A 13,199-nucleotide genomic window follows, 5' to 3' on the forward strand; every position below is an offset into this window, starting at 1 on the left:
CGTTTACCGTGGAGGGCAGCGCCCGGCCCGAGGGTAGGCGTGAAGCGCCCGCCCTGGGGGCCGGGTCGGGCGCTGCCCGGCGTTGCCGCCGGGCAGTTCATCCTGAACAAAACGCTCAAACTTTGGACGCCCACCCATGACCCGCGAGCGCCTCACCCTTTACGACACCACGCTGCGCGACGGCCAGCAGACCCAAGGTGTTCAATTCTCCACCGAGGAAAAGCGCGTCATCGCCACGGCGCTCGACGACCTCGGTGTCGACTACATCGAAGGCGGCTGGCCCGGTGCCAACCCAACCGACAGCGCATTCTTCGAGACCGCACCGCAGACCCGCGCCACCATGACCGCCTTCGGCATGACCAAGCGCGCGGGCCTGTCGGCGGAAAACGACGACGTGCTCGCCGCCGTCCTGAACGCCGGCACCCCGTCGGTCTGCCTCGTCGGCAAAACCCACGACTTCCACGTTTCCGCCGCGCTCAAGATCTCTCTCGAAGACAACCTCGACAATATCGCCAAATCCGTCGCGCATCTCGTCGCGCAGGGCCGAGAGGCGCTCTTCGACGCCGAGCATTTCTTCGACGGCTACAAGGCCAACCCCGACTATGCGCTCGACTGTCTCAGAGCCGCGCACGAGGCAGGCGCGCGCTGGGTCGTGCTTTGCGACACCAACGGCGGCACGCTGCCCGCCGACGTCGGCCGCATCACCGCCGAGGTGATCGCCGCCGGCATCCCCGGCGACCACCTCGGGATCCACACACATGACGATACCGAGAATGCCGTCGCCTGCACCCTTGCCGCCGTCGATGCCGGCGCCCGACAGGTTCAGGGCACGCTCAATGGGCTCGGCGAACGCTGCGGCAATGCGAACCTCACCGCGCTGATCCCGATCCTGCTGCTCAAGGAGCCTTATGTCAGCCGCTTCGAGACCGGCGTCACCCTCGAAGCGCTGCGCGGCCTCACCCGCATCAGCCGCACGCTCGACGAGATCCTGAACCGCGTGCCCAAGCGCCAGGCCGCCTTCGTCGGCTCTTCGGCCTTTGCGCACAAGGCCGGGCTGCATGCCTCGGCCATGCTGAAGGATCCGTCCACCTACGAACACATCGACCCGGCGCTGGTAGGCAACAGCCGCATCATCCCGATGTCAAACCAGGCCGGCCAGTCGAACCTGCGCGAGCGCCTCGAGGGCGCGGGGCTCCAGGTGGCAAAGGGCGACCCGGCGCTTGGCCTGATACTCGACACGATCAAGACACGCGAGGCCGAGGGCTATTCCTACGACACCGCGCAGGCGAGCTTCGAACTGCTCGCCCGCGAGGCGCTGGGCCAGCTGCCCGCCTTCTTCGAAGTCAAGCGCTACCGGGTCACGGTCGAGCGCCGCAAGAACAAGTACGACCGCATGGTCAGCCTTTCCGAGGCCGTGGTCGTGGTGAAGATCGACGGCGAGAAGAAACTCTCGGTCTCCGAAAGCATGGACGAGATGGGCAGCGATCGCGGCCCGGTCAATGCGCTTTCCAAGGCGCTGGCCAAGGACCTCGGGCGCTACCAAGAGATCATCGACGACATGCGCCTCGTCGACTTCAAGGTGCGCATCACCCAAGGCGGCACCGAGGCCGTGACCCGCGTCATCATCGACAGCGAGGACGGGCAAGGCCGGCGCTGGTCGACGGTGGGCGTGTCGCCCAACATCGTCGACGCCTCCTTCGAGGCGCTGCTCGACGCGATCCGCTGGAAGCTGGTGCGCGACACGTGAGCGCGTTCTTCAGCGTCTATAGCGGCCTCGACCGCGAAGGACCGGGGTGTCCGGAAGACGTGCTCTGGGCCCTGGAGGTCGCCGGCACGCCGGACCGCGCACGTATCTGCGACGCCGGCTGTGGCTCTGGCGCCGACAGCGCAACGTTGGCCGAGGCCCGGCGTGACGCGCGGATCGTGTCGGTCGAGCAAGCCGAACCGCTCGCGCGCGAGGCAAAGGAGCGGCTGGCCCGCTTCGGGGCGCGGGTCGAGACCCGTCAGAATGACATGGCGCGGCTCGACGGCGCCTTCGACCTGATCTGGTGCGCCGGTGCGCTCTATTTTCTCGGCGTGACCGAAGGGCTGTCGGGCTGGCGCAGCAACCTCGCACCCGGGGGCGCGATCGCCTTTTCCGAACCCTGCGCGATTGCCGGCGCCGAGACCGGGGCGACGCAACGCTTCTGGGCCGATTATCCCGCGTTGACCGATCTCGCCGGCATCGAGGCGCGCGTTCGCGCCGCGGGGTTCGCGCCACTTGGGCACCGCATCATCGTCGGCCCCCCCTGGGCGCGCTACTACGCCTCTCTCGAACGCAGGATCGCCGCCTTGCGCAAGGGCCGTCCTGACGCCGAGGTCCGGCAGGTGCTCGACGCAGCCGAAGCCGAGATCGCGGCTTGGCGGCAGGCGCCCGAGGCCATCGCCTATGCCTTGCTCGTGGTGCGCCCGGAATGACCCTGTCGACTGACGTCCTGGCCTGCGCGCGGATCGTCGAGTCGGCCGACCCGCACCGCTTCCGCGCCGCGATGGTCGCTCCATTGGCGGCGCGGACCGTGCTCTTCCCGCTCTATGCCTTCAACGTCGAGGTTTCGCGCGCACCGTGGGTCACGCAGGAGCCGATGATCGCCGAGATGCGTCTGCAATGGTGGCGCGACGTCGCGGACGAAATCGGGCAGGGCGGCCCGGTGCGCCGACACGAGGTCGCAACGCCCCTGGCCGAAGTCATCGCCCCGGACCGCGCGCACCTGCTCGATGCACTCGTCGCGGCCCGAAGCTGGGATATCCATCGCGACCCGTTCGAGGACCACGACCACCTCGCCACCTACATCGACGCCACCGCCGGCAACCTCGTCTGGGCCGCGGCCTCGGCCCTGGGTCCGGCCGACGAACACACCGTGCGCGACGCCGCCTGCGCGGCCGGCATCGCCGCCTGGTTATGTGCGGTCGCGGAACTCGAAGCCCGCGGCCGCATCCCACTTGTCGACGGCACGCCCGAGGGTGTCCGGCGTCTTGCCCGATCCGCGCTGGACCGGCTCGCGCGGGCGCGCCGCAATCGCGGGACCGTCTCGCGCGCCGCCCGGCCGGCGCTCAACTCAGTCGCCGGGACCACGCGCATTCTGCGCGCCGCCGCCCGCGACCCCGCCCGCGTCGCCGACGGTCGCCTGACGTCCGATGCGGCCCTCGCCGGCTTCAGTCTCGCGCTGCGCACCGCCACCGGCCTCTGGTAGCTAGCTGCGCCCTCTCTGGTTCGAAAATATCCCGGGGGAGACGCGCGCAGCGCGGCGGGGGCAGCGCCCCCACGCAACGCTTCAGGCGGCGGCCCGGCGCGGCCGCAGCACAAGCCAGATCAGCGCCCCGCCCGCGAGGGTCAGTGCCGGGACCATGGCGAGGTTCACCGCCGTCCAGCCTTCCACCGCGCTGCCGCCCGAGCAGTTCATCAGCCCGCCGCTCGCCAGCGAGGCCAGCGTCACGCCGCCGAAGATCAGCAGGTCGTTGAGCCCCTGCATGCGCCCGCGCTCGGCCGCGGTATGGCTCGCGGCCAGCATCGTCGTCGCACCGATGAACCCGAAGTTCCAGCCGATCCCGAGCAGCACGAGGGCGACGAAAAAATTTCCCAACTCCACGCCGTTCAGCGCCACGAGGCCCGCAGCGCCAAGGATGGCAAGCCCCAATGCCACGATGCGCTCGACGCCGAAGCGTGCGATCAGGTGCCCGGTGAAGAACGACGGCACGTACATCGCCAGAACGTGCCCGGTGACGATGTCGGCGGCGTTCGACTTGGAAAAGCCGCAGCCCACGACCGCCAGCGGCGTCGAGGTCATCACCAGGTTCATCAGCGCGTAGGAGACCATGGCGCAGATCACCGCCACCGCGATGCGCGGGTTGCGCAGCAACTCGCGCCGCGTCCGGCCGCGCGGCGCGTCCCGCGTCGGCCGCGGCGGCGTGGGGATATCGAGCCTGAAAAACAGCAGCGAGCCCGCGAGGTTCAGCACGATGATCGCGAGATAGGTGCCGAGGAACGGGATCACGTAGGCGTCGGCGGTCAGCTTGACCAGCTGCGGCCCGATGATCGCCGAGGCCAGCCCGCCGGCCATGACGTAGCTGATCGCCTTTGGCCGGAACGCCTCCGACGCGGTGTCGGCGGCGGCGAAACGGTAGAAGCCGTGGGCCGAGAAGTAGATACCGGTCAGCAGGCTTCCGGCTAGAAAGACCGGGAAGGAGGCGATGGAGAGCCCCCAGGCGCCGACCACGCCGCCCAGTGCGCCGAACCCCGCGCCTGTCACGAAGCCCGCGCGCCGCCCGAAGCGTTGCATCAGCGCCGACATCGGCGTCGCGGCCAGCATCGAGCCGAGCACGATCAGCGAGATCGGCAGCGTGGCGAAACATACGTTCGAGGCCAGCGACTGCCCGGCCAGCCCGCCGATGGTGAAGATCATTGGCAGTTGCGCCCCGAGAAGCGCCTGCGCCGCCACCAGAACCCAGACATTGCGCCGTGCCCGGCTGTCGTCACTCGTCTCCATCGCGCCATGCCTAGTCCTCGTGCGCGACGGCGGCAAGCCCCTTGCCAGCGCGCCCGCGCCGCTTATGGTCGCGGCATGATGCGACGGCGGAAACTGGCTCTCCTGGCGGGCGCGCGCGAGGCGCATGCGCTGGCCTCGGTTCTTGTAGCTGCTGGCGCCGAGGTGCGCGCGTGCCTGTCCGAACCGTCTCGGCTTGCGCCGCTGCCTGTCCCGACGCATGTGGCGTCTGCGGAACCGGCGGACGGCCTCTCCGCCTGGCTAGCGGCGGATGTGCCCGACCGGGTAATCGACGCCGGCCACCCCTTCGATGCCGGCGTCACCGCCGTTGCGCAGCAGGCCTGCAAGACACTCGGCATCCCGTACCTGCGGCTGCTGCGTCCGGCCTGGCAGGCGCAGACCGGTGATTGCTGGACCGGGGTGGGCAGCATCCCCGAGGCGGTCGCCGCGCTCCCGCCGGAGGCCCGTGTCTTTGCCAACACCGGGCGCGCGACGGTCGATGACTGGCGCGACTTTGAGGGGACGGCGCTGATCCTGCGCATCATGGAGACACCCGCCACGCCGCCGCCCTTCACCTTCATGACCTACCTGCCGGCATCGCCTCCTTTCACGCTCGAGGATGAACGCGCCATGCTGCGCGACAATGCCATCACCCATCTGGTCTGTCGCAACACCGGCGGCGTCGAAAGCCGCGCCAAGCTCGAAGCCGCCCGGAGCCTCGGATGCCAGGTCCTGATGATCGCGCGACCCGCCGCGCCGCCCGGGGCGCCCGTGGTCGCCTCGGTGGCCGAGGCCCGAGACTGGGCGCTTGCGCCATGACGGATGACGCACATGTCGGGCGCATCATTACCTGCGACGCCGACGTCGCCGAAGGAGCGGCCTGGCTCGCCCGGGCCGAGCCACGCTTTGCCGCCGCACTCGAGGCGGTTGGCCCCCTGCCACTGCGGCGCAAGCCCGACGGATTCGCGCAACTGCTTTCCGCCATCGTCTCCCAGCAGGTCAGCCTCGCCTCGGCCCGCGCGATCTGGGGCCGGCTCGAGGCCGCGGGCCTGACCGATCCGACGCGGGTCGCGGCACTTTCGGAGGAAGACTTGCGCGCGCTCGGCCTCAGCCGCCAGAAGGCGCGCTATGCCCGGGCGCTCGCCTCCGCCGACATCGACTACGACGCCTTGCGCCGGGCCGAGGACGCCGAGGTCGTCGCCAGGCTTACGCAGGTGTCGGGGATCGGCGTCTGGACGGCGGAGATCTACGCGATGTTCAGCCTCGGGCGCGCCGATGTCTTCGCCCCCGGCGACCTCGCCCTGCAGGAGGCGGCGCGTCTCATCTTCGATCTCGAGGCCCGCCCGAAGGAACGGGCGCTGCGACAAATGTCCGAAGCCTGGTCGCCCTGGCGCGCGGTTGCGGCGCGGTTGCTGTTCACCTACTACAGGCACGCCAAGGGAAGGGATGCCATCACATGACACGGGTTTTGAATGCGGAGCGGCGTGCGCCGGCCTCGGGGGACACGCGCTCGGTCGTGGTGTTCCTGCACGGGTACGGGGCCAACGGCGCCGACCTGCTGGGTCTAGCCGATCCGTTGGCCGAACATCTGCCGGACACGCTGTTCGTGGCGCCCGACGCGCCCGAGGACTGTCCCGGCGCGCCAATGGGGTTCCAATGGTTCCCGATCCCCTGGATCGACGGGTCGTCCGAGGAAGAGGCGATGCGCTCGATGGGCCAGTCGATCGACGATCTCAACGCCTTTCTCGACGCGCTGATGGTCGACGAGGACGTATTGCCCGAGCAGGTCGTGCTCTTCGGGTTCAGCCAGGGCACGATGATGAGCCTGCATGTCGCCCCGCGCCGCGAGGATGAGGTGGCCGGAATCGTCGCCTTCTCGGGCCGGCTGCTGAACCCCGAGGCGCTGGAAGAGGAGACGCTTGTGCGTCCGCCGGTCCTGCTTGTGCATGGCGACGCCGACGAGGTGGTCCCGCCGCAATCGCTGCCCGAAGCCGCCGAAGCCTTGCAGCAGGCGGGATGGAAGGAAGTCTACGCCCACGTGATGAAGGGGACCGGCCACGGCATCGCGCCGGACGGGCTGTCGGTCGCCCTGGCCTTCATGCGCGACAAACTGCACCTCTGAGCACGTCTTGCAGCCAAAGCGCGGCGACCTCCAAAATCGCTTGTGTGATCGCGCCGGTAGAGCGACCGCGCTCCGGAGACCAAGTCCAATGACTCCTCGACCGCGGCATCATCCGCGGTCGTCTGCGCGCGCCTCTCTGCATGCGTCGTCGCAGTAGCGATATGGCGCGACCAAGATGGCAGTTTGGCTTCGTCCGGGCGAGGACCAGCGCGACCGATGGTTCGGCGAAAACTACAGGTGTCGCGACTACTGCCGCACCGAGATTGTCGGATGCTACGCGACCCGGCGGATGGCGCCGGATGGCGCGGCGCAGGGTCGGTTACCATTTGGCGATTTGAGGCAGGCCCGGCAGTCCCGAAATTCGACGTCACGGCCGGGCGATGCCTCGGTAAGAGGTTGGAAAACCCTGTGGAAAACCGTCACGTCGCCGTTACGTAAGCGCTGTAGCGAAGAAGCGACATGTTGTGGCATTGCAAAGGCTTGTCAGATGCAAACCACGATATATAGTCATCAGGGACTCGAGGCGCCTCCGGTCTGGTGCCCGGGGACCGGTGTGAGGGTCGGGCATAGGGTGATCGTGAGGCATGGACGGCGATTTCAGAACTGAATTCACGCGGAACCCCGCGAGCCTGAAGCACCATCCGGCGCTGGTGCTCAACGCGGATTATCGCCCGCTCAGCTACTATCCGCTCTCGCTCTGGCCCTGGCAGGAAGCGGTCAAGGCCAAGTGGCTCGACCGAGTGGATATCGTGGCCGAATACGACGAGATCGTTCGAAGCCCGAGTATCGAGATCAGGATCCCTTCGGTGGTTGTCCTGAAAGATTACGTAAAACCCCAGAAGCGCGTGGCCTTCACGCGCTTCAATCTTTTTCTGCGGGACGAATTCCGCTGTCAGTACTGCGGCAGCAAGGGCGATCTGACCTTCGACCATGTGGTGCCGCGGGCATCGGGCGGCGTCACGAGCTGGCAGAACGTCGTCGCGGCCTGTGCGCCCTGCAACCTCAAGAAGGGCTCGAAGCCGCTGCATCGGACGGGCCTTTCACTGCGCAAACCGCCGCGCCAGCCTGGCGCGGAAGAGTTGCGCAACATGGGGCGCAAGTTCCCGCCCAACTACCTGCACGACAGCTGGATGGATTTCCTCTACTGGGACGCCGAACTCGAGGCCTGAGCCGGACTACTTCGCCGGGATGTCGAGAGTAAAGATCGTCTCTGCCGGGGTCGAGGCGACCTTGAGTTCGCCCTCATGCGCCTGGGCGATCTGGGAGGCGATATAAAGGCCGAGACCCAGACCGTTCTGGCTCTGCCGAACCTTTTCCCGGAAGAACGGGCGGAACAGGTGGCGCATGGCCTCCTCCGGGATCGGTTCGCCCTTGTTGGCGACCGACAGCATGAAACGGTCGGCCTGGCGCGTAGCGCTGACCCGAACCGCTTGCGCCTTGTCACCGTGCAGCACAGCGTTGGCCAGCAGGTTCGACAGCAATTGCCCGATGCGCGCCGGGTCGCAGTAGACGTCATCGAGATCTGACATCTCGAGCTCGATCGCCGCGCCGGTTGCCGAGCGCTGCTCGAAGACCACTTGCTCGAGCACGTCGCGCAGGCCGCTGCCAACACTGCGCTCCACCTTCAGCCCGTCGGCCTGCTTGGCACGGGCAAGGTCCATCAGGTTGTCGACAAGTTCGGCCATGCGGTCAGCGCTGCCCTGGATGCCACTCAGGATCTCGGCGGACGCGTCATCCTGCTCGCGCCGCATCAGCATCCGAACGCCGGCGCCGATCGCGCTGATCGGGTTGCGCAAGTCGTGCCCCAGAACGGCGACGAACTGTTCGCGCAGCTCGGCCTCGCTGCGCTGACGCTGGATGATCTCGAGCCGACGCTTGTCGTCGGTCACGTCCCGCGCCGAGCAGAAATAGTGATCGCCTTCGGGAACGGCGACCCAGGCCAGCCAGCGCTGCTCGCCCATGCGTGTCTTGTAGCGATTCTCGAACCTCAGGACCGGATCGCCCGCGGTCAGCGTCTCGAAGGCGCGCACAGAAGCGGCAAGATCCTCCTCGGCGACGAATTCCGAGAAGTGATGTCCGACCATCTCGTCGTGCCTCCAGCCCAGCGTCCGCTGCCAGGCCGGGTTGACCGCTGCGAACTTGCCTTCACCGTCGATGATGCAGAGCATGTCGGGGGTTACGCGCCAGGTCGCGCTGAGTTCCACCGGTAGTTCTTCGAATGCGTCTCTCAACCGAGCAATCCCTTTTCCTGATCGGCTGATAGCAGTCAAACCGCGCATGGTCACGAAGTTTGAACAGTCTGGTTAACCAAGCGTCGTGGCGTCATCGCGGTCCGGATCGGCGGGCTACACGGCCCGATTGGTGAATGTCCCGTGCGGCGGGTATACGTTCCATCAAGTCTCAGGCGGCGAGGTCGATCCAGACCGGCACGTGATCGGAGGGTTTTTCGCGCCCGCGCACCTCCTTGTCGATGCGGCAGTCGATCAGCAGATCGGCGGCCTGCGGGCTCAGCAGCAGGTGGTCGATGCGGATGCCGTTGTTGCGGTTCCACGCGCCGGCCTGGTAGTCCCAGAAGCTGTAGTGTCCCGGCGCCTGCACGCGGGCACGGAAGGCATCCGTGAGTCCGAGATTGACCAGGCGGCGGAACGCTGAGCGGCTCTGCGGCAGAAACAGCGCATCGTCGCGCCAGCTGTCTGGTTTGGCGGCATCCTCGGCCTGCGGGATCACGTTGTAATCGCCGGCCAGCACGAAGGGCATCTCTTCGGAGAGCAGCGTCTCGGCGCGCGCCTGCAAACGCTCCATCCATGCCAGCTTGTAGTCGTACTTCGGACCCGGGGCAGGGTTTCCATTAGGCAGGTAGAGGCCGCAGAGCCGCACGGCGTGGTCCCCTCCGGTCACAATGGCTTCGATCCAGCGGGCCTGTTCGTCGTCCGCGTCGCCCGGCAATCCTTGGCGCACGTCCTCCAGCGGCAGTTTTGACAGGATCGCCACGCCGTTGAAGCTTTTCTGCCCGTGGGTCTCGACGTTGTAGCCGCGATCCTCGAACAGTTCGCGCGGAAAGGTTTCGTCGAGCGACTTGATCTCCTGCAGCAGAACGACATCCGGCTTGGCCTCGTCAAGCCAGTCCGGAAGCGCCGCCGCGCGCGCCTTGATGCCGTTGATGTTGAAGGTTGCGATCTTCATGGCCGATGCCTCCGCTGCGCTTGTCGTCAAGCTATCGCCGACGGCGCGGGAATCGGCAAGGCCGCGCGCCCCCGAAGCGGTGGCCATGCGGCCCCGATTCGCCGCTCTGACGAGCTTGATCCGGACCCCGGGAAGCGACGTTTCGTTAACCAATTTTGATTTTACTACTTGGGGTTTTGGCCCGACAATCCCCGAACCCTGTGGATAAAAGTTTTTTCCAACGTCCGGTCGCAGCAGATACCCCGTCTCGTGAAGACCCTAGGCATCCGAATTGCTGTGGATAACCAAAGGTAAACACATCCTTAACACGAAAAGTATTTGGCATATCTCCTGAAACGGGCAAGCTGTAATCACTCGACAATCCGAGCAACACGGGGATAGATAAATGACTGCTCTGAAACAATTTTCCACCACTCACGACCATTTTGCGCCGGTTCCGGACGCGCTGTCTTCCGGCGCCTTCGGGGTGCGCGTGATTCGCTCTTCGGTAGCACCGGGATCGGACCTGCACCTGGGCGAGGACTGCGGTCTTTTCACCACCAGCTGCGAGCCCCGTATGGCCGATACGCTGACGGGGGCCAGGACCGGTCTCTTCACCACCAGCTGCGATCCCGCGGCCGGATCGGGGATCTTAGACGGCGCATGGACCGGGCTTTTCAGCTCGGGATCCTGACAGACCGGCAGATCCGACGCGGGGAGGACAGGCAATGGGGAACGTCGTCTACATCGAGCCTTCGCGCCGGATCGGCCTGCAGGGTCGCCTTGCGGCCCTGTTGCAGGTCTTCGCCAGCCACCGCAAACGCCGGGACGACGTGTTCTGGCTCAAGGAAAACGCGGAGCTTCTCAACATCTGCGCCAACCTGGGCGCGCCGCTGGACCGCATCGACCTCGACCCCTACGCACGCTTCTATGCGGACCTTCCGCAGCGCCTTCGCTTTTTCCCGCAATACTATCGGTTCCTGCTGTCGATCTGTCTCGATCTGGAAGATCTCGGGATCGGCGGATCGCACGGACCGGAAATCTGCCGCCACGTCGCTGCCCTCGATCTTCCCGGCATGGAAATCTCCGATCTGCAACGCGCCGAGGCCGTCCGCCTTCTGGCCCGCGGTGGGGTGAAACAATGCGATGCGCATCTCGACAACCGCTTGCGCACCTTCATCGCCCGCTCCGACACCTTCGCGCTGCCCAACCGCAAGGCTGCCTACGAACTTACCCACATCGTCTTCTATCTCAGCGACTACGGTCGCTGCGATCCACTGCTCGACGACCGTGCCATTACAGCGCTGGAGTTCGCGGGATTGCTGGCCTTTCTGGATCAGAACAGCGATCTGCTGGCCGAGGTTTGCATCGCGCTGCGATACGTCGGACAGGCCCCGAGCGCCATCTGGGAGGGTTGGCTGGCACAAGGCCTGAACGGGTTCGCTGTGTCCCGATGCGGCAGCGGCATCGCGGACGACGACTATCACGACTACCTCGTCACCGGTTGGTGGGCGCAGCTTGCCGGCCGGAGCGGGTTCAGGTGCGCCGGTCGAGCCGGCCAGAACAGTTTTGTCCGCCTGGATCGGAAGCCGGGGCCCTTGCGTCGGATGTCGGAGGTGATGTACCAGCTCGGCGCCGAGCGCCGGCGCGACTGGCACGTCATGCGCCCGACGATCGCCGACGCGCTCAGCCAGGAATGCTACGACATCCTTGCCGGCGCGGAACGCTCGTCCGACAGGTTCGGCGAGTTTTTCGAAGGCTTCGCGCGGGCCTGAGGCTTCAGAGCGAGAAGGACGTGCCACAGCCGCAGCTGCTGGTCGCGTTCGGATTCTCGATCACGAACCGCGCGCCGATCAGCTCTTCGGAAAAGTCGATCGTGGCATCGGCGAGGAATGGCAGCGACACCGAATCCACGACGACCTTTTCGCCGCTGCCCTCCAGCACCAGGTCGTCCGACTTCGGCTCGTCGAGCGCGATGTCGTACTGGAACCCCGAGCAGCCTCCGCCCTCGACGGCCACGCGCAGCGCCTTGCCTTCCGAGGCCGCGCCGATCTCGGCCAGGCGTTCGAAGGCACGCGGTGTGACTTTCGGGGGCAGATTCATGTGTCGCGCTCCGTGGGACGGTTTCAATGGGCCGCTGGCTGCAATATAGAAACCGCAAGGACAGGCCACAAGGACCAGCCAGTATGACGGCGCCCTATGCCTCTGATCCGGACACGGCCCGGGGACGGCTGGTGCCGGAGGAGGAAAGCACGTTCCGGTCGTGTTTTCAGCGCGACCGGGACAGGATCATCCATGCCAGCGCGTTCCGGCGCCTCAAGCACAAGACCCAAGTCTTCATCGAGCACGAGGGCGACTATTACCGCACGCGCCTCACGCATTCGATCGAGGTGGCACAGGTCGCACGCACGATCTCGGGGGCGCTGGGGCTCAACCCGGAATTGACCGAGGCGGTGGCGCTGGCGCACGATCTCGGTCATCCGCCCTTCGGGCATACCGGCGAGGACGCGCTGCAGGCGCTGATGGCGCCCTATGGCGGCTTCGATCACAACGCCCAGACTGTGCGCATCGTCACCCGTCTCGAACGCCACTACGCCGATTTCGACGGGCTGAACCTGACCTGGGAGACGCTCGAAGGCATCGCCAAGCACAACGGCCCGGTTGTGGGTGACATCCCCTGGGCGCTGGCTGACTACACCGCGCGGCACGATCTCGAGCTCGACAGCTTCGCCAGCGCCGAGGCGCAGGTTGCCGCGATCGCGGATGACGTGGCATACAACCACCACGACCTGCACGACGGTCTGCGCGCCGAACTGTTCTCCACCGACGAACTGGCCGAACTGCCGATCCTCAACGCGTGTTTCGACCGCGTCGACAGGCTATACCCCGGTCTCAACTACTACCGACGGCGGCACGAGGCGTTGCGGCGCTTCTTCGGCGTACTGGTCGAGGACGTGATCGGCTTCGCACGCGCGCGACTGGCCGAGCTCGGTCCGGCTTCGGTCGCGGATATCCGCGGGGCAGGGCGCACGATCATCCGGTTTTCGGACGCGGTGTTCAACGATCTCAAGGTGATCCGAGCTTTCCTTTTTCAGCGCATGTACCGCGCACCCTCGGTCGTCGCCATGCGCAGCGAGGTGACGCAGGTGGTCAACGAGCTGTTTCCGTACTTCATGGACCACACCGAGCATCTGCCCAAGCAATGGCGCAAGGATGTCGAGGACGTCGAGGGCGAGACCGAGCTTGGCCGCATCGTCTGCGACTACATCTCCGGCATGACGGATCGCTTCGCGATCCAGGAGCACGCCCGGCTCATTCTCGGCCAGCCGGTCGATACGCGTGTCTTTCTGCCGCCGCTCGAAGGGCGCTGAGGCTCCGGCTTCCGAGTTGACCCG

Annotated in this window: 14 protein-coding genes; 10 read left to right on the forward strand and 4 right to left on the reverse strand. The window is 66.6% G+C overall.

The window, feature by feature from the left end; all coding sequences use genetic code 11:
• Window positions 1-136: 136 nt before the first annotated feature.
• Genes cimA through R5H30_RS06190 form a run of 3 tightly spaced genes read left to right on the forward strand, consistent with a single transcriptional unit; the run spans window position 137 to window position 3,230 of the window.
• Complete coding sequence (gene cimA / locus R5H30_RS06180; protein ID WP_318327202.1) at window positions 137-1,747, forward strand: citramalate synthase; 1,611 nt, start codon at window positions 137-139, stop codon at window positions 1,745-1,747.
• Window positions 1,744-2,457: a class I SAM-dependent methyltransferase gene (locus R5H30_RS06185; RefSeq protein ID WP_318327203.1), complete on the forward strand. Its 714-nt coding sequence runs from the start codon at window positions 1,744-1,746 to the stop codon at window positions 2,455-2,457. Before cimA ends, R5H30_RS06185 begins: the two co-directional genes overlap by 4 nt.
• Window positions 2,454-3,230 carry a squalene/phytoene synthase family protein gene (locus R5H30_RS06190; RefSeq protein ID WP_318327204.1) on the forward strand — a complete coding sequence of 259 codons (777 nt, stop codon included), beginning with the start codon at window positions 2,454-2,456 and terminating at the stop codon, window positions 3,228-3,230. Before R5H30_RS06185 ends, R5H30_RS06190 begins: the two co-directional genes overlap by 4 nt.
• A gap of 81 nt (window positions 3,231-3,311) precedes the next feature.
• Here the strand turns inward: R5H30_RS06190 and R5H30_RS06195 are convergent, their stop codons facing one another.
• The gene (locus tag R5H30_RS06195) at window positions 3,312-4,523 is read right to left on the reverse strand and encodes an MFS transporter (RefSeq protein WP_318327205.1); all 1,212 of its coding nucleotides are present in this window, start codon (window positions 4,521-4,523) and stop codon (window positions 3,312-3,314) included.
• 78 nt (window positions 4,524-4,601) lie between these two features.
• On the opposite strand from R5H30_RS06195, the gene R5H30_RS06200 reads away from it, so the two are divergent.
• The 4 genes from R5H30_RS06200 to R5H30_RS06215 all read left to right on the forward strand — a co-directional run bounded on the left by R5H30_RS06200 (window position 4,602) and on the right by R5H30_RS06215 (window position 7,811).
• Window positions 4,602-5,339, forward strand: a complete 738-nt coding sequence (locus R5H30_RS06200) for a precorrin-6A/cobalt-precorrin-6A reductase (RefSeq protein WP_318327206.1) — start codon at window positions 4,602-4,604, stop codon at window positions 5,337-5,339.
• Window positions 5,336-5,980: a DNA-3-methyladenine glycosylase family protein gene (locus tag R5H30_RS06205; RefSeq protein ID WP_318327208.1), complete on the forward strand. Its 645-nt coding sequence runs from the start codon at window positions 5,336-5,338 to the stop codon at window positions 5,978-5,980. The genes R5H30_RS06200 and R5H30_RS06205 overlap by 4 nt, the downstream gene beginning before the upstream one ends.
• Window positions 5,977-6,642, forward strand: a complete 666-nt coding sequence (locus tag R5H30_RS06210) for an alpha/beta hydrolase (RefSeq protein WP_318327209.1) — start codon at window positions 5,977-5,979, stop codon at window positions 6,640-6,642. The genes R5H30_RS06205 and R5H30_RS06210 overlap by 4 nt, the downstream gene beginning before the upstream one ends.
• A 584-nt stretch (window positions 6,643-7,226) precedes the next feature.
• A complete protein-coding gene (locus R5H30_RS06215; protein ID WP_318327211.1) occupies window positions 7,227-7,811 on the forward strand; it encodes an HNH endonuclease in 585 nt (194 codons plus the stop codon).
• Window positions 7,812-7,817: 6 nt separating this feature from the next.
• Here R5H30_RS06215 and R5H30_RS06220 read toward each other — a convergent pair whose 3' ends face one another.
• A complete protein-coding gene (locus tag R5H30_RS06220) occupies window positions 7,818-8,846 on the reverse strand; it encodes a PAS domain-containing sensor histidine kinase (protein WP_318327212.1) in 1,029 nt (342 codons plus the stop codon).
• A gap of 196 nt (window positions 8,847-9,042) precedes the next feature.
• Window positions 9,043-9,825: an exodeoxyribonuclease III gene (xth, locus tag R5H30_RS06225; protein ID WP_318327214.1), complete on the reverse strand. Its 783-nt coding sequence runs from the start codon at window positions 9,823-9,825 to the stop codon at window positions 9,043-9,045.
• 385 nt (window positions 9,826-10,210) lie between these two features.
• Here xth and R5H30_RS06230 point away from each other — a divergent pair, with 385 nt between their 5' ends.
• Both R5H30_RS06230 and R5H30_RS06235 read left to right on the forward strand, forming a co-directional pair.
• The gene (locus tag R5H30_RS06230; protein ID WP_318327215.1) at window positions 10,211-10,498 is read left to right on the forward strand and encodes a DUF6749 domain-containing protein; all 288 of its coding nucleotides are present in this window, start codon (window positions 10,211-10,213) and stop codon (window positions 10,496-10,498) included.
• A gap of 34 nt (window positions 10,499-10,532) precedes the next feature.
• Window positions 10,533-11,579: a DUF6902 family protein gene (locus R5H30_RS06235; RefSeq protein WP_318327217.1), complete on the forward strand. Its 1,047-nt coding sequence runs from the start codon at window positions 10,533-10,535 to the stop codon at window positions 11,577-11,579.
• Window positions 11,580-11,583: 4 nt separating this feature from the next.
• On the opposite strand, the gene R5H30_RS06240 is transcribed toward R5H30_RS06235, so the two are convergent.
• The gene (locus R5H30_RS06240; protein ID WP_318327218.1) at window positions 11,584-11,907 is read right to left on the reverse strand and encodes a HesB/IscA family protein; all 324 of its coding nucleotides are present in this window, start codon (window positions 11,905-11,907) and stop codon (window positions 11,584-11,586) included.
• 83 nt (window positions 11,908-11,990) lie between these two features.
• On the opposite strand from R5H30_RS06240, the gene R5H30_RS06245 reads away from it, so the two are divergent.
• Window positions 11,991-13,175: a deoxyguanosinetriphosphate triphosphohydrolase gene (locus R5H30_RS06245; RefSeq protein WP_318327219.1), complete on the forward strand. Its 1,185-nt coding sequence runs from the start codon at window positions 11,991-11,993 to the stop codon at window positions 13,173-13,175.
• Window positions 13,176-13,199: the final 24 nt, after the last annotated feature.

The sequence above is a fragment of the Roseobacter sp. FCG-D35 genome (genome assembly GCF_033436665.1).
In the GTDB taxonomy this organism is placed as follows: Bacteria; Pseudomonadota; Alphaproteobacteria; order Rhodobacterales; family Rhodobacteraceae; genus JAWQFO01.

Bases quoted from the DNA above. Each gene is read 5' to 3' on its own strand.
- R5H30_RS06195 (WP_318327205.1), bottom strand. From the start codon at position 4,523: ATGGAGACGAGTGACGACAGCCGGGCACGGCGCAATGTCTGGGTTCTG.
- R5H30_RS06210 (WP_318327209.1), top strand. From the start codon at position 5,977: ATGACACGGGTTTTGAATGCGGAGCGGCGTGCGCCGGCCTCGGGGGAC.
- xth (WP_318327214.1), bottom strand. From the start codon at position 9,825: ATGAAGATCGCAACCTTCAACATCAACGGCATCAAGGCGCGCGCGGCG.
- R5H30_RS06215 (WP_318327211.1), top strand. From the start codon at position 7,227: ATGGACGGCGATTTCAGAACTGAATTCACGCGGAACCCCGCGAGCCTG.
- R5H30_RS06200 (WP_318327206.1), top strand. From the start codon at position 4,602: ATGCGACGGCGGAAACTGGCTCTCCTGGCGGGCGCGCGCGAGGCGCAT.
- R5H30_RS06205 (WP_318327208.1), top strand. From the start codon at position 5,336: ATGACGGATGACGCACATGTCGGGCGCATCATTACCTGCGACGCCGAC.
- R5H30_RS06245 (WP_318327219.1), top strand. From the start codon at position 11,991: ATGACGGCGCCCTATGCCTCTGATCCGGACACGGCCCGGGGACGGCTG.
- R5H30_RS06230 (WP_318327215.1), top strand. From the start codon at position 10,211: ATGACTGCTCTGAAACAATTTTCCACCACTCACGACCATTTTGCGCCG.
- R5H30_RS06190 (WP_318327204.1), top strand. From the start codon at position 2,454: ATGACCCTGTCGACTGACGTCCTGGCCTGCGCGCGGATCGTCGAGTCG.
- R5H30_RS06235 (WP_318327217.1), top strand. From the start codon at position 10,533: ATGGGGAACGTCGTCTACATCGAGCCTTCGCGCCGGATCGGCCTGCAG.
- R5H30_RS06240 (WP_318327218.1), bottom strand. From the start codon at position 11,907: ATGAATCTGCCCCCGAAAGTCACACCGCGTGCCTTCGAACGCCTGGCC.
- cimA (WP_318327202.1), top strand. From the start codon at position 137: ATGACCCGCGAGCGCCTCACCCTTTACGACACCACGCTGCGCGACGGC.